Annotated in this window: 13 protein-coding genes, 2 tRNA genes, 2 rRNA genes, 1 pseudogene and 1 riboswitch (1 of these 19 only partly in view); of the genes and pseudogenes, 6 read left to right on the top strand and 12 right to left on the bottom strand. The window is 66.5% G+C overall.

Going from position 1 to position 15,170, the window contains the following annotated elements; genetic code table 11:
• Positions 1–104: 104 nt before the first annotated feature.
• Together F1642_RS11655 and F1642_RS11650 are read left to right on the top strand one after the other, a co-directional pair.
• Positions 105–557, top strand: a complete 453-nt coding sequence (locus F1642_RS11655; protein ID WP_042246386.1) for a nucleoside deaminase — start codon at positions 105–107, stop codon at positions 555–557.
• A gap of 47 nt (positions 558–604) precedes the next feature.
• A tRNA-Gly gene (locus F1642_RS11650) sits at positions 605–678 on the top strand.
• A gap of 15 nt (positions 679–693) precedes the next feature.
• On the opposite strand, the gene F1642_RS11645 is transcribed toward F1642_RS11650, so the two are convergent.
• From F1642_RS11645 to F1642_RS11610, 8 genes are all read right to left on the bottom strand, one after another.
• Positions 694–1,458, bottom strand: a complete 765-nt coding sequence (locus tag F1642_RS11645; protein WP_046001125.1) for an ABC transporter ATP-binding protein — start codon at positions 1,456–1,458, stop codon at positions 694–696.
• Entirely contained in the window at positions 1,455–2,510 is a 1,056-nt protein-coding gene (locus F1642_RS11640; RefSeq protein WP_046001126.1) for an iron ABC transporter permease, read from the bottom strand. The genes F1642_RS11645 and F1642_RS11640 overlap by 4 nt, the downstream gene beginning before the upstream one ends.
• Positions 2,507–3,514 carry an ABC transporter substrate-binding protein gene (locus tag F1642_RS11635; RefSeq protein ID WP_139599626.1) on the bottom strand — a complete coding sequence of 336 codons (1,008 nt, stop codon included), beginning with the start codon at positions 3,512–3,514 and terminating at the stop codon, positions 2,507–2,509. The genes F1642_RS11640 and F1642_RS11635 overlap by 4 nt, the downstream gene beginning before the upstream one ends.
• A 137-nt stretch (positions 3,515–3,651) precedes the next feature.
• Positions 3,652–3,869: riboswitch (cobalamin riboswitch) on the bottom strand.
• Positions 3,870–4,117: 248 nt separating this feature from the next.
• Positions 4,118–4,372, bottom strand: coding sequence for a hypothetical protein (locus F1642_RS11630; protein WP_046001128.1), 255 nt, complete (start codon positions 4,370–4,372; stop codon positions 4,118–4,120).
• 125 nt (positions 4,373–4,497) lie between these two features.
• A complete protein-coding gene (locus tag F1642_RS11625; RefSeq protein ID WP_045982566.1) occupies positions 4,498–5,814 on the bottom strand; it encodes a TRAP transporter large permease subunit in 1,317 nt (438 codons plus the stop codon).
• Entirely contained in the window at positions 5,814–6,368 is a 555-nt protein-coding gene (locus F1642_RS11620) for a TRAP transporter small permease subunit (protein WP_239441317.1), read from the bottom strand. The genes F1642_RS11625 and F1642_RS11620 overlap by 1 nt, the downstream gene beginning before the upstream one ends.
• A 52-nt stretch (positions 6,369–6,420) precedes the next feature.
• The gene (locus tag F1642_RS11615; RefSeq protein WP_194886304.1) at positions 6,421–7,440 is read right to left on the bottom strand and encodes a TRAP transporter substrate-binding protein; all 1,020 of its coding nucleotides are present in this window, start codon (positions 7,438–7,440) and stop codon (positions 6,421–6,423) included.
• Positions 7,437–7,967, bottom strand: coding sequence for a gluconokinase (locus F1642_RS11610; protein WP_206692750.1), 531 nt, complete (start codon positions 7,965–7,967; stop codon positions 7,437–7,439). Before F1642_RS11610 ends, F1642_RS11615 begins: the two co-directional genes overlap by 4 nt.
• A gap of 97 nt (positions 7,968–8,064) precedes the next feature.
• Between F1642_RS11610 and F1642_RS11605 the strand changes: the two genes are divergently transcribed.
• From F1642_RS11605 to F1642_RS11595, 3 genes are all read left to right on the top strand, one after another.
• A complete protein-coding gene (locus tag F1642_RS11605; RefSeq protein WP_194886303.1) occupies positions 8,065–9,105 on the top strand; it encodes a LacI family DNA-binding transcriptional regulator in 1,041 nt (346 codons plus the stop codon).
• Between the two features lie 81 nt (positions 9,106–9,186).
• Complete coding sequence (locus F1642_RS11600; protein ID WP_194886302.1) at positions 9,187–10,419, top strand: serine hydrolase; 1,233 nt, start codon at positions 9,187–9,189, stop codon at positions 10,417–10,419.
• Positions 10,420–10,516: 97 nt separating this feature from the next.
• Entirely contained in the window at positions 10,517–10,993 is a 477-nt protein-coding gene (locus tag F1642_RS11595) for a nucleoside deaminase (RefSeq protein ID WP_139599628.1), read from the top strand.
• A 104-nt stretch (positions 10,994–11,097) separates the two neighbouring features.
• On the opposite strand, the pseudogene F1642_RS11590 reads toward F1642_RS11595, so the two are convergent.
• Positions 11,098–12,308: pseudogene (locus F1642_RS11590) on the bottom strand (IS3 family transposase).
• Between the two features lie 36 nt (positions 12,309–12,344).
• Between F1642_RS11590 and F1642_RS11585 the strand changes: the two are divergent.
• Positions 12,345–13,787 carry a recombinase family protein gene (locus tag F1642_RS11585; protein WP_194886301.1) on the top strand — a complete coding sequence of 481 codons (1,443 nt, stop codon included), beginning with the start codon at positions 12,345–12,347 and terminating at the stop codon, positions 13,785–13,787.
• 171 nt (positions 13,788–13,958) lie between these two features.
• Here the strand turns inward: F1642_RS11585 and F1642_RS11580 are convergent.
• From F1642_RS11580 to F1642_RS11570, 3 genes are all read right to left on the bottom strand, one after another.
• Positions 13,959–14,035 (bottom strand) — tRNA-Met (locus F1642_RS11580).
• A gap of 61 nt (positions 14,036–14,096) precedes the next feature.
• A 5S ribosomal RNA gene (rrf, locus tag F1642_RS11575) occupies positions 14,097–14,211 on the bottom strand.
• Between the two features lie 96 nt (positions 14,212–14,307).
• Positions 14,308–15,170, bottom strand: a 23S ribosomal RNA gene (locus F1642_RS11570); it runs 1,970 nt beyond the window's last position.

The raw sequence follows: 15,170 nt of genomic DNA, 5'->3' as shown, positions 1-15,170 counted from the left end.
CATCGCTGCGGGGCAAAGAGGGGTGCATACGCCCAAGCGGGCCGTGTGGGAAGCGTTTCTTTCCCCGGCTTGCGCGCCGCGCGGGGGATTGCGACAAGACGGTCATGGTCCCCTTCACCACCCATATGGCGCTTGCCCTGTCCCAAGCCCGCGACGCCGCCCTGCGCGGAGAGGTGCCGGTGGGCGCCGTCGTGACCGACCCGCAGGGCCGCGTGGTGGCCGCCGCGGGCAACCGCACGCGCGAGCTGTCCGACCCGACCGCCCATGCCGAGATCCTGGCGATCCGCGCCGCCTGCGCGGCCCTGGGGTCCGAACGCCTGCCCGGTCACGATCTGTGGGTCACGCTGGAGCCCTGCCCGATGTGCGCGGCGGCCATCTCGGCCGCGCGGATCGCCCGGCTGTATTACGGGGCGTCGGACCCGCGCATGGGGGGCGTCGCCCATGGCGCGCAGGTGTTCCGGCACGCGCAGTGCCATCACCGCCCCGAGGTCTATGACGGCTTGGCCGCGCCGGAATCGCGCGACCTGCTGCGGCGGTTCTTTGCGCAACGACGGTGACGCGACCGCTTGAACCTGCCGCGCGGGCGGACTATACCGATCCCCGCGCGGGTGTTGTGTAATGGTAAGACCCTAGCCTTCCAAGCTAGAGACACGGGTTCGATTCCCGTCACCCGCTCCAATCCCTCTCAGTGCATCAGACGACCGGATGAAACCGCATCACGCGGCTGCCGTCCTGCGGATCGGTCAGCGTGCTTGCCCGCACCTGAAAGACGCGCGCCAGAAGGTCCGCGGTCAGGATACGGTCTGGCGGGCCCAGGGCCACCAACCGACCGGCCTGCATCACCGCCAGCCTGTCGCAGCGCATCGCCTGGTTCAGGTCATGCAGGGCGATCACCGTGGTCAGGCCCAGGCCGCCCACCAGATCCAGGATCGCCAGCTGATGACGGATGTCCAGGTGGTTCGTCGGCTCGTCCAGCAGCAGGATCCGCGGCGCCTGCGCCAGCGCACGGGCGATATGGGCGCGCTGGCGTTCGCCCCCCGACAGAGTCGACCAGTCGCGCCCCGCCAGATGTGCCAGGTCGACCCGCGCCAGCGCCTGCGTCACATGCGCCTCGTCCGCCGGGGACCAGGGCCGCAGGGCGTCCAGCCAGGGCGTGCGCCCCAAGGCCACGGCATCGCGGACCGTGATGCGGTCCGACGTCTCGGCGCTTTGGGCGACCAGGGCGATGTGGCGGGCGACCTGGCGCGCAGGCATGGTGCGCAGCGGCCGGCCGTCCAGCGCGACCTGGCCGCCGTCGGGGCGGACCAACCCGGCCAGCATCCGCAGCAGCGTGGACTTGCCCGACCCGTTCGGGCCGATCAGGCCCAGCATCTCTGCGGGGCGGATGTCCAGGGTGACGCCGGCCACCAGGGCGCGTCCGCGCAGGCGGCGGGTCAGATCACGCGCGATCAGCATCATGACGCGGACCGCCCGCGGATCAGAATCGCCGCAAAGGCCGGCGCGCCGACCAGCGCGGTCACGACGCCGATGGGCAGGGTCTGGCCGGGTACCAGCATCCGCGCGATCACGTCCGCGGCGATCAGGAAGACCATGCCGATCAGCGCCGACACGGGCACCAGCCGCGCGTGGCGCGTGCCCACCAGGAACCGTGCCGCATGCGGGACGACCAGCCCGACAAAGCCGATCGCACCGGTGACCGACACCATGACCGCCGTGGCCATGGCGGTCGCCAGGATCAGCACGGCCTGAACGCGCCGGACCGGCACGCCCAGGGACGCCGCCGATTCCGTGCCGAAGGCAAAGGCGTCCAGCGCGCGGATGTGCCATGCGGCCGCGCCAAGGACGGTCACGGCGGCGGCCAGCGACAGGCCGACATCGTCCCACCGGACGCCCGACAGGTTGCCCAGCAGCCAGAACATGATGCCGCGCGCCTGTTCCGCACTGGCCGACCGCGCGATGATGAAGCTGGTCAGGGCGTTGAACAGCTGCGACCCGGCGATGCCTGCCAGCACGATCTGCGCGGCACCCCGCGCGCCCGGACCGCCACCCGACAGGCGCGCCAACCCCACCACCAACGCAAAGGCCGCGATCGCGCCCAGCAGCGCGCCCGCCGACATCGGCACGAACCCCGCGCCGATCCCCGCCACCGCGACCGTCACGGCCCCCGTAGACGCCCCCGCCGAGATGCCCAGCAGATAGGGGTCGGCCAGTGCGTTGCGCAACAGCGTCTGCAGGACCAGCCCCGAGATCGCCAGCCCCGCTCCGCAGGCCCCTGCCACCAGCGCGCGCGGCAGGCGGTAAGCCCAGACGATACCCTGATCGATCGGGTCCAGCGGATAGCCCGCACCCAGCATCTGGTTGGCCAGCGCCTGCCAGACGGTCGAGAGGGGGATCGGCGTTTCCCCCAGGGCGGTGCCGGCCAGGGGGGCCGCCACGATCAGCAGCGACACCCACAGCCAGACCGGGGCCAAGGGGCGGCGGACGGTCGGCACCCCGACATCGGCGGTCATTCGGACAGCCCGTCCATGCCCGCCGCCAAGGCCTCCAGCCCGTCGATCATGCGAATGCCGGGATGCAGCGCCTCGGCGTCCAGGATGACGATGCGATCCCGGCGCACGGCGGTCATCCGGCGCGTGACCGGGTCCGTTTTCAGAAAGCGCAGCTTTGCCTCGACATCGTCGGCAGGAAAGCGGCGGCGGTCCATGCGCGCGATCACCAGCACCGAGGGGTCGGCACGGGCGATCGTCTCCCACCCTACGGCGGGCCATTCCTCGTCCGAGGTCACGACGTTGCGCAGGCCAAGGCGGTCCATCATCCAGGCCGGGACGCCCATCCCGCCCGCCATGTAGGGGTCCAGCGCCAGATCGGCCGAGGAGAACCAGACCGCCGCGGACGCATCCGGCAGGTCCATCGCCCGCGCGCGCTCCACGACCGCCACCTCTCGGGCCTGCAGGTCGGCGATCAGCGCCTGGCCCGCGTCCTGCGCGTCCATGACGCGCGCGATCTGGTCGATGCCGTCCCACAGCGTCGCGATGTCGAAGGGCGCAAGGCGGGTGCCGTCGGCGCCCACGCTGTTGTCCTTGCCTTGGCAGTCCGTGGGCATGACATAGGCCGGAATGCCCAGATCGGCGAACTGCCGGCGCGTGCCGACCGCCCCCTGATCCCCGATCATCCAGGCGAACATCGTCGGCACGAAGCCGGGGCGCCGGTTCACCACCGATTCAAAGCTGGGCGTGTCGTCGCTGATGCGGTCAACCCTGGCATCATCCTCTGCAAAGGCGGGCAGCACCGGGGTGAACCACAGCGCGGTCCCGGCCATCCGGTCCGCCTGGCCCAGCGCATACAGGATCTCGGTCGTGGACTGGCCGATCGACACGACGTTGTCGGGACGCGCGGGGATGGTCACTTGGTGCCCGCAATTGTCGATCACCAGCGGATAGTCGGTCGGCGCGGCAAGGGCCGCCTGGCCCAGGCCCAGCGCCACCGCGGTCGTCAGGAAGATTCTGGTCGTCATGGTCGTCCTTCATGAAACGAAGGACGGGGCTGAAAAAGGCGCAGCGGCGTCACCGGGGTCCCACCCACCTTCGCGGTCGCGTCGGATGAAGGCCGTGGATCGGCGCATGCGGTCTTTCTCCGGGGCACCCCGCCCGGGTTGGTTCAGGTCATGATGGCAGGTCTCCTGACTTGCGGGTCGCGGCCTTCCCCGCCTTCCCGGCGCAGGGGGCGCCAGTGGCATCATGGGGTCGGCTACCGCTTACAGTTGCGGGGGCAGTCGCGGATTCGGCGCCTGATGGCTACACCTCACCACGTTCCCTTTTCACCCTGCCGGGGCCTTGGCCGGCACGGGAACCATCACGGACGGAAATGCCGCCGGGTGGGGACAAAGTCAACTGCCGCGGCAAGCAGCCCGCAGCCGACCCGGCCACCACGGCCGACGCACCTGTGACACCCGCCGCTTATGCCAGCCTGATCCCGGCGACCGGTGCGCCGCTGGTCGAACGCGCTGGCGCCCTGCGGAGGAAGGAGTTGGTCGCAGTCCTTCCTGCCAGGCATTGATGGGGGGTCGGATATAGGGCGTCAGACCACCGGGCGATCCAGCGCCTGACACCGCAGGGCTTCAAACCTGGCCGGGCCTCTTTCGCCACAGGTGGCGAAGGTCCAGCCGGGGATAGTCCCGCTCGATCTGGCTGCCCCAGAACAGGCCGGCGATCGGGGCTTCGGGATGGTCAGGGTCAAGGCCATAGTCGATCTGGGCGATGCGTTCGGCCGGCATGTGCAGGGTGTATCGCAGGAACAGGAACTGCTCCAGCCAGGCGTCATGGTCCTTGTTCGTGAACAGGTCCGGACGGGGGACGGGTTCGGGGTCGTGCATGGTGGGTCAGCCTTGGGTGACGGACCCGGATCATCCGTCAATCCGCTTGCCGGTGCAACATTCCTGTCCCCGAACGAAAAGGGGGCACGCCGCATCCGGCATGCCCCCCGATCCACGGCAGGCGATCAGTAGATCGCCAGGGCCGGGAACAGGATCAGCAGGCCCACCGCCAGGATCTGCAGCCCGATGAAGGGCAGCAGGGCGCGGAAGATTTCTCCCAGCGAGATGTCCGGCGGGGTCACTGACTTCAGGTAGAAGGCGGCGGGCCCGAAGGGCGGCGACAGGAAGCTGACCTGCATGTTCATCGCGAACAGCACCCCGAACCAGACGGGGTCGTATCCCAGGCTGACGATGATCGGCACGAAGATCGGCATGGTCAGCAGCGCGATGCCGACCCAGTCCAGGAACATACCCAGCACGAACAGGATCGCCATCATGAACAGGATGATGATCGTCGGGTTGTCGCTGATGCCGGTGATCAGTTCCGACACGAAGTTGATGCCGCCCATCAGGTTGAAGACGCCCACCAGGGCAGATGCACCGATGCCGATCCAGACGATCATGCCGACTGTCTGCAGCGTCTGCATGGCCGCGCCGCGCAGCAGGCCCCAGGTGAATTCGCCGCGGATCACGGTCGAGATCAGCACGCCCGCCACGCCCACGGCGCTGGCCTCGGTCACGGATGCGATGCCGCCATAGATGGAGCCCAGCACCATGATCACGACCAGGATCGGCAGGAACAGGCCCTTGAGCAGGCGCAGCTTTTCGTCCCGCGGGACGCGGGCGGTGACGGCCGGGGGCACGTCGCCCGGCGTCAGCCAGGCACGGATCAGCACATAGGCCACATAGAGCAGCGCCAGCATGAAGCCCGGCACGAAGGCGGCCGTGAATAGGTCGCCGATCGAGACGTTCGCGGTCAGGCCATAGATGATCAGCACGATCGAAGGCGGCACCATGGTCCCCAGGCTGCCGCCCGCGCAGACGACGCCGATGGCCAGCTTGCGGTCATAGCCCTGGGCCAGCATCTGGGGCAGCGCGATTAGGCCCAGCAGCACGACCTCTCCGCCGATGATGCCGGACATGGCGGCCAGGATGACGGCCACGAAGATCGTCTGGACCGCCACGCCGCCGCGGATGCGGCCGCCGACCAGGCGCATCGCCTCGAACAGGTCGCGGGCGATGCCGCTGCGGTCCAGGATCGCGGCCATCAGCACGAACATCGGCACCGACACGAAGACGAAGCTGGACACGAAGGTGTAGACGCGGCTGGTGATCAGCGGCACGACGTTCGGGCCGAACCACCCCAGCGCGAAGATCAGCGTGACCAGCAGCGTGACGAAGGCCAGCGGGATGCCCGTCAGCAGCAAAAGCAGCAGCAGCGCGAACAGGAGGCCCGTCCCGGCCTCGATCCCCAGGGATTGCAGCGAACCGAAGATCTCCATCAGCGGGCTCCCTTGTGCCCGCGGGCATAGTTGACGGTCAGGATGGCGAATTGCAGGGCCATGATCGCCAGCGCCACCATCAGCAGCACCTTGAGCACGCCCGGATAGGCCGGGTTCCAGGCCGAGCCCGAGGTCTCGAGGTGAAAGCTGCCGTCGGGGCGCCAGGCGGACCGCTTGACCATCTGCCAGGCCGCCCAGGCGAAGGCGCCCGAGGACAGGCCGCAGATCGCCGAGATGAGGATGTCGGCCACCCGCCGCGCGGCGGGCGGCAGCAGGTCATAGACCAGGACGACCCGGATGTGCCGGTCGCGCGCGGTGCACAGCAAGCCCCCGTAGACGAACGAGATCGCGCACAGGAACACCGTCGTCTCGTGCGCCCAGTTCGTCGGGCGGCCGAACACGTAACGCAGCACGACCTCCTGGATCAAGATCAGCATGGCGACCACCAGGCCCAGGGCCGGGATGATCGCCAGGCGGTCGATCACGCGACCCAGGCGCCCCGACTGGGGCACGGCCTCGTGTTCCTCGCGCGGAATGGCTTCGGATGCGTCCATCATGTCCTCCTCCCTGGAAGGGACCGGGCGCGAACGCCCGATCCTGCGGCGCTTACTGCACCAGGCCCTTTTCGGTCAGGTACGCGGTCAGCGCGTCATAGACCTGCTGCGCCGCGGGCGACTGTCCGGCGACCTTTTCCCATTCGCCCATCGCGATGCCGCGGAACTTGTTGCGCTCCTCGTCGGACCAGTCGTGGACGGTGATCGTCCCGCCGGCCTCGGCCTCCGCCACGGCGGCCGCGTCGGCCTCGGCCAGGGCTGCGACCTGGACGCGGGCGAAATCGCGCACCGACTGCGTCATGACCTGCTGCAGGTCCTCGGGCAGGGCGTCCCATTTATCCTTGTTCATCGAGATCTCGACCAGGGGCATGGAGTGGAAGCCGGGATAGACCGGATGGGGCGCGACCTCGTTCAGGCCCTGCGCCTGGTTGGTCGAAAAGACGCTGTAATCGGCCGCGTCGATGACCTTCTTGTCCAGCGATGTGAACACTTCGGAGCCGGGCAGGTTCACCGGCGATGCGCCGGCGGCGGCAAAGACCGACTGGACCAGGCCTTCGGGCGCGCGGATCTTGACGCCGGCCAGATCATCGACCCCGTCCAGAGGCACGGCGCTGACCAGCGCCTCCAGGCCCGGCGTGGTGGCGCCGATGAACTGCAGGCCATAGGGGTTCATGATCTGGTTCAGCAGCTCGGCCCCGCCGCCGTTCTCGACAAAGTCCAGCATCTGCTCGGGGTCGGACCAGGCGCCCACCGGGTTGCCCATCAGGCCGAAGGCCGGATCGCGTCCCGAGAAATACGACAGGTCGGTCACGTGACCGTCCAGGATGCCCGTCGCGATCGCATCCTGGGTTTCGTTATGGGCGACGATGGATTCGACCGGCAGCAGGTCGATGGCGATGCGGCCCCCGGACTTTTCCGCGACATCCGCGGCCCAGCCCTGCTGGAGGACGAAGTTCGGGTTGCCCGACGGGTCGGACGACTGGAAACGGAAGCTGTGATCCTGGGCCATGGCGGGTGCGGCCAAGGCCATCGCGGCGCTGGCCGACATCAGGAAACGGGTCATCTTGGTCATGGTGTCTCTCCTCCGGTTGAAACTGGGCGCGGGTCGGACAGGGCCGCGACCGCGCGGTCGATGATCTGGTCGGGCGGCAGCGCCACGTCGATCCACAGCGCGCCTTCGGCGGCGGGATCGGGGGGCTGCAGCGCGGCCAGCTGGCTGTCGATCAGGCTGGCGGGCATGTAGTGGTCGCGCCGTGCCGCTATGCGCGCCGCGATCAGGTCGCGGTCGCCGTGCAGGAACACGATGTCCATCGCCCCTGCCCCGGCCCGCAACCGGTCACGATGCGCCTGGCTGAGCCCCGAGCAGGCCAGAACGGCGCGATGGGGCGTCGCACGCGTCGCCGCCGCCAGGCGGTCCAGCCACCCCCACCGCATGTCGTCGGTCAAAGGCAGCCCGGCCCGCATGCGCGCCACGCTGGATTCGTCGTGATACAGGTCCGCCTCGATGAAGCTGCCGCCGATGCGGTCGGCGATGCCACGGGCCACGGTCGACTTGCCCGTGCCGCAGATGCCCATGACCAGAATCGGCCGCGCGTCCATGATGTCTCCTCCCAATGACAGCGCAATCATGGATGACAGCGCTGTCATCGGTCAAGCCCCTTTTCTTTACGCGGCGATGGCGTAATCTGCGCGCGTCATGAACAAAACCTCGCGGATCACCCTGTCTGATGTGGCGCTGGCCGCCGATGTCAGCCCTATCACCGTGTCGCGCGCGCTGCGGGACCCGTCCAAGGTGTCGCCGCTGGCCCGCGACCGGATAGACCGGGCGATCCGCGAACTGGGCTATGTGCCGAACCCCGCGGCGCGCGCGCTGGCATCGGGGCGCACCGATATCGTGGGGGTCATCATCCCGTCGGTCAGCAACAACGTGTTCGCCGACGTGATGCGCGGCATTGACGAAGGTCTGCAGGGCAGCCCGCTGATCGTGCAGCTGGGCACCACGCGCTACTCTCCGCTGACCGAGGAGCAGCTGATCCGCGTGTTCCTGTCACAGCGCCCGGCCGGATTGATCGTCGCGGGCCACGATCAATCCCCCGCCGCCCGCGCCCTGCTGGCCGGGGCGGAATGCCCGGTCGTGCAGATCATGGAGGTCGGCCCCGATCCCATCGACCTGGCCGTCGGCCTGTCGCATTTCGACGGGGCGCGGGCCGCCGCCGAGCATCTGCTGGCGCAGGGATACCGCGCGCCGGCCTTTCTGGGTGCTCAGATGGACCCGCGCAGCCAGCGCCGCCTGGCAGGGTTCCGCGCCTGCCTGGAGGCCGCCGGGCTGGGGGGCGACGATCCCGTCGTCACCACACCCGAGCCGTCCTCGGTCAGCCTGGGGTGCCGGCTGTTCGCGGATCTGATGGCGCGCCTGCCGCAGACGGATGCGGTCCTGTGCAACAACGACGATCTGGCGCTTGGCGTCCTGTTCGAGGCGCGTCGCCGCAACATCGCCGTGCCCACCCGCCTTGGCATCTGCGGGTTCAACGACCACGAGATGATGTCCGCGGCCGAACCGCCCATCACCTCGGTCGCCACCGATCGGCGGGCGATGGGCGCTCAGGCGATCCGCCTGATCCGCGCGCGCCTTGCCGGACAGGATGCGCCCCGCGGCCATGCGGTCGACCTAGGGTTTCAGCTGATCCCCCGCGCAAGCACGCGCCGCAACCGCTCCAGCGACGATTGGCCAACCTGACGGCCCCTCTTTCGGACATGACCAGCCTTGCACATGCTGCAAGGCTGCCCTTTCATGGATTGAAACGGATGGGAGGATGTCATGACCCTGAGGCCGCTTTACCGGACGCGGTTCCTGCTGACCCTGGGGGGCCTGTGCCTGGCTCTGCCCGGCACGGTGCAGGCGCAGGACTATCCGCATGCGGACGAACCCATCGGCACGGTCGAGGACGTCTATGACGGCCACCTGACGCCGGACCTGGCGGTCAGCACCTTCCGCAACATCGACCGGCTGTTCCCCACCCGGACCATCCCGGCCGGCGACACGCCCCGCGACCTGCCGGAGGCCTTGGTCGATCTGCCGGAAATGGTGACCTATCAGGTCGATGACGCGACCTATGACCTCTACGACTTTCTGTTGCTGGACAATGTCACCGGGATGATCGTGCTGAAGGACGGCAAGGTCGTCTACGAGACCTATCAGCGCGGCAACACGGCGGACACGCGCTGGATGTCGATGTCGGTGGCCAAGTCGATCACCTCGACCCTGGTCGGCGCGGCGATCGTCGATGGCCATATCGGTGGCGTGGACGACATGGTGGTCGATTACGTCCCCGCACTGGCCGGCAGCGCCTATGACGGGGTCAGCATCCGCGACATCCTGCTGATGGCGTCGGGCGTCGACTGGAACGAGACCTATACCGACCCCCAGTCCGACCGCCGCGACCTGCTGCGTGCGCAGATCGAACAGCGCCCCGGCGCCGCGATGGAGGTGATGGCCGCCCTGCCCCGCGCGCATGAACCCGGAACCCACCACACCTACTCCACCGGCGAGACGCAGGTTCTGGGCGAGGTTGTCTATGGCGCGGTCGGCAAGCCGTTGTCTGACTATCTGGCGGAAAAGATCTGGCAGCCCTATGGGATGGAGGCCGACGCAAACTGGTGGCTGGACAGTCCCGACGGGGTCGAGATCGGCGGCAGCGGCCTGTCCGCCACCCTGCGCGACTTCGCCCGCTTCGGGCAGTTCTTCCTGGAGGGCGGGGTGATCGACGGTAGCACCATCCTGCCCGACGGATGGACGGAGACCGCCGGCCAACCGCAGGAGCTGAAAAGCGGCGAGACGATCGATTACGGATACATGTGGTGGCCGGGCTGGACCGAGCCGTCCATCGCCGACGGTGCCTTTGCCGCCATCGGCATCCAGGGGCAGAACATCTACATCAACCCCACGCGGAACGTCGTCATCGCGACGCATATGGCGCAACCGAAGCCCGTCGGACGCGAACCGGTCGATCCGCTGGTCGTGTTCGACGCCATCTCCGAGGCCTTGGAGTGATGGTCCCGCGGCCGTCTTATGCCATCAGGTCGTCACAGGAGAGCTGCGCCCGGTCATTCGAAAGCCAGACCAGGTCCGTTGAAAGGAAAGGCGTATCATGATCGATGACACGGATCGAAAGCACCTGCAGCGCTGTGTCGACTTGGCATCCGAAGCGCTGGACCGCGGCAACGAGCCCTTCGGATCGGTGCTTGTGTCGTCCGAGGGTGAGGTGCTGTTCGAGGACTACAACCGCATCGGCGGGGGTGACCACACCCAGCACCCGGAGTTCGCCATCGCCCGATGGGCGGCGAACAACATGGACGTTCAGGATCGCGCCAAGGCCACGGTCTATACCTCTGGCGAACACTGTCCGATGTGCGCCGCCGCCCATGGCTGGGTGGGGCTTGGTCGAATCGTCTATGCAAGCTCTGCAGCCCAGATGACGGCGTGGCTTTCCGACCTGGGCGTCCCCGCGTTCCGGGTTCGCCCGCTGCCCATCCGCGACGTGATCAGCGATACGCCGGTCGACGGCCCTGTCGAGGAATTTGCACGACAGGTCCGCGCGCTCCATGTCCGGTCGCACATCCGCTGATTTCCGGGGGTACGAGCCAAGGCCGACCCTCTAGCAACTTTTTCTCCCATTTATAACCAAAGTCTTTCAACGAGGGCGGTTCGCAATGACCTGCCACTTATCTTTCATCCAGCCACGACCGGATTTCGGTTGGGATTTATGCAGGTTGGCGCGGCTTGAGCAATCGCCCAGCGCGCGGAACCCTTATCGCGTGCAGCAGGTAGGGCAGTAGCGTTTTGGTCAGGTGCAGGGCGAAGCCTGCGCGGGTTTTGTAGCCACGCGCACAATGCGGACGCCCGGTGTTGTAGTCGGTCCCCCATGCCGCCATCAGTTCGCGGGCATGGGTGAGGTTGCGGAACAGGACGTCGTTCAGAAACTTGTCCCGTATCCGGCCGGTCAAGCTTTCTACGAGGCCGTGTCTCGCATTGGCTTGCCGGGCGCGATGTCGTGCCATTCAACCTTGGCCTCGGGGCACCACTTCAGGATGGCGTTGGGGGTCAGCACTGTCGCATTATCGCTGACGATCATCCCGGGCTTGCCTCGCTGTTCGACCAGCGTCGTCAGTTCCTTGGCGACACGGCGGCCCGAGATCGATGTGTCGGGGATCGCCGCCAGGCATTCCCCTGTGACGTCGTCCACTACGTTCCGCACCCTAAACCGTCGCCCGCAGGCGAACTGGTCATGCACGAAGTCGAGGGATCAGTGGGCATTGGCGCACGCCTCAATCAGGATCAGGGCCCTCGTGCCGAGCGCCTTGCGGCGCGCTTTGCGTTTGCGGACGGTTAACCTTTCCTTGCGGTAGAGCCGATAAATGCGGTTGATGTCCGACAACTCCCAACCGCGCCGCAGCAGCACAAAAAGCTGCCGATACCCAAAGCGACGCCGCTCATTGGCCAGGTCTCGCAACCGACCCCGCAGCGCCGTGTCAGGTGCGCGTCGCGACTGATAGCGCGCCATCTTCCGGTCTGCCGTAGCAATCCGGCACGCCCGGCGTTACAACAGCCCGAACCGGGCCTTCAGCTGCGCGACAGCCTCGCGCTTCGCGGCGAGCGCTACCATTTTTCTGACAGTAGCTCTTTCATCGCCGCCATGTCGGGCATCTGCTCTGCCACCAACTTCTTCAGCTTCGCGTTCTCATTCGGCGATATGCGTCTCATTCCAGCGTGTTCAACCGCTTGGTCTCGGACACTGTCATCCCGGAATACTTCGCCTTCCAGGCATAAAACGTGCCTTCCGACATTCCATGCTTGCAGCACAGATCAGCGCACTTCGCGCCTGCCTCGTATTCCTGCACGATCCCGATGATCTGCTGATCGCTTCGTATCGTTCGCTTCATCGTCCGTCCTTTCCTTGGGGCGGATTCTAGTCGCAGATGAAGAAAAAATCCCATGTCTTCAGACGGCTTTTCCAGGCGCATGTATGGCACGTGGTCGAGGAGATGCGGGATGAGGCGATCAGCTGCGCCCCGCATCTGCGTCAGGGCCTTCAGCGGCTGCACAAGGCGGTGCGGGACGGCATCTGCGATGTCATCGTGGCCGAGGCGCTGGACCGGCTGTCCCGGGACCAGGAGCATATGGCGGGCCTCCACAAGCGGATGGCCTATCACAGGGTCAAGATCATAACCCGGTCGGAGGGCGAGATTGACGAGATGCGGATCAGCTTCGGCGGGTTGATGTCGTCGCAGTTCCTCAAGCAGTTGGCTGAGAAGACACGCCGCGGCCTCGAGGGCCGGGTGACGGCGGGCAAATCGGGCGGTGGCAACAGCTACGGCTACCGGGTGCGGCGCGGCTTCGATGCGGGCGGCTCGGTGATCACGGGCGAACGGGATATCGACGAAGGTGAGGCTGCCGTGGTCCACCGGATCTTCACGGATTACGACAGCGGCCTCTCGGCACGGACAATCGCGGCGGCTCTGAACGGTGAAGGCGTGGCGCCGCCCCGTAGCGGCGGGACGGGCTCTGGCAGCTGGGGATCATCGACCATCCAGGGCAACTGGCGGCGCGGCACGGGGATCCTGAACAACGAACTCTATGTCGGGGTGCGGGTCTGGAACCGCCAGAGCTTCCTGAAAGACCCCGACACGGGCAAGCGCCAGGCGCGTCTGAATCCGCCGGAGATGTGGGTGACGACCGAGGTGCCCGAGCTACGGATCATCGACGCGGCGCTGTGGGATCGGGTAAAGGCGCGGCAGGCCGGCATCCGCGAAGCGATGAACCCCGCCGGAGTCAACGATGCCCGCATAGGGCCGGAATGCGCGAGGCGACCGGCTTACCTGCTATCGGATCTGGTGCGTCGCGATTGCTGCGGGTCTGGATACTCGATGATCAATCGGACCCGCCTCGGCTGCAGCGGGGCGCGCAACCGCGGTGCAGCCGTCTGCACCAACCGGGCGACGATCGGACGCGAGGATTTGGAAGAGCGGGTGCTAGGCGGGCTCCGGGATCGCCTGATGCATCCGGAGCTGATCGCCGCCTTCGTGGAGGCCTATCGCTTGGCCTTCAACGAGGCAGCCGGGCGGCGCAGCAGCGATCATGACGCCGCCCGTACGGCGCTCGCGCAGGCCGAGGCGAAGATCGCGGGCCTCCTGACCGCGATTGAGGATGGGATGTATTACCCGTCGATGAAAGCGAAGATGGAGGCTCTTGAGGGACGCAAGGCGGAGCTGACCCGGATGCTTGCGGCGACGCCCGAGCCCCTGCCCTGCGGCTGCACCCGGCCTTGGGCGAGCGCTACCGCCAGGAGATCGGCTGCCTGGCGGAGGCAATGCAGAGGCCGTCCACGCGATCTGTGGCGACGGGGATTTTGCGGGGTCTGATCTGTAAGATCCGGATGGTGCCGGAGGCTGCTGCGCCGGGCGCCCACGGTTTTCCACTTTTAGGTAAGCTTGCGGCGATTCTTGGCCTTGCGGAAGGCCAGGCCGGCATCAGTCGCCCGGACATGCGAAAGCCCCGGCGTTTGGCCGGGGCTGGTGGTGAGTCTTTGACGGTGGTTGCGGGGACAGGATTTGAACCTGTGACCTTCAGGTTATGAGCCTGACGAGCTACCGGGCTGCTCTACCCCGCGCCAAGGTTGTCCTGATCGGGTTTGTATTATCGTATCAGAGAGATATTGCGTTTCTTACCAGGTCTGGCGGTGACCTACTCTCCCACGTCTTAAGACGCAGTACCATCGGCGCAGCGGCACTTAACGGCCGAGTTCGGGATGGGATCGGGTGTTTTGCTCGCGCTAGGGCCACCAGACCAGGAAAGAAACGCTCAGCGTCGGACCCTTTTGAGGGGTCTGATATTGTCCAAGGATGCTTTGGAGGAAGGAGGGTAATCCTGCTTCTTCCGGATCAAATCAAGCCTATCGAGCCATTAGTACCGGTCAACTGAATGCATTGCTGCACTTACATCTCCGGCCTATCGACGTGGTGGTCTTCCACGGCTCTCAAGGGAGACCTTGTTTTGAGGGGGGCTTCACGCTTAGATGCCTTCAGCGTTTATCCTGTCCGTTCATAGCTACCCAGCACTGCCGTTGGCACGACAACTGGTCCACCAGTGGAACGTCCACCCCGGTCCTCTCGTACTAGGGGCAGCTCCTCTCAAGTCTCCAACACCCACGGCAGATAGGGACCGAACTGTCTCACGACGTTCTAAACCCAGCTCACGTACCTCTTTAAACGGCGAACAGCCGTACCCTTGGGACCTGCTCCAGCCCCAGGATGAGATGAGCCGACATCGAGGTGCCAAACGATGCCGTCGATATGGACTCTTGGGCATCATCAGCCTGTTATCCCCAGCGTACCTTTTATCCGTTGAGCGATGGCCCTTCCACTCGGGACCACCGGATCACTATGGCCGACTTTCGTCTCTGCTCGACTTGTCAGTCTTGCAGTCAGGCTGGCTTCTGCCATTGCACTCAACGACCGATTTCCGACCGGTCTGAGCCAACCTTCGCGCGCCTCCGTTACTGTTTGGGAGGCGACCGCCCCAGTCAAACTACCCACCACGCAGGGTCCCGGACCCGGATAACGGGCCGCGGTTAGACATCAAGAGTGCGAAGGGCGGTATCTCAAGGATGGCTCCACGAGGACTAGCGTCCCCGCTTCAAAGCCTACCGCCTATCCTGCACATCGCAATCCTGATGCCAGTGCGAAGTTGTAGTAAAGGTGCATGGGGTCTTTCCGTCTAACCGCGGGAAGTCTGCATCTTCACAG

The organism is Paracoccus sp. NBH48 (assembly GCF_015390265.1).
Classification (GTDB): Bacteria; Pseudomonadota; Alphaproteobacteria; order Rhodobacterales; family Rhodobacteraceae; genus Paracoccus; species Paracoccus marcusii.
The sequence above is the reverse complement of the archived record's forward strand: the minus strand, read 5'-3'. Positions and strand labels throughout refer to the sequence as shown.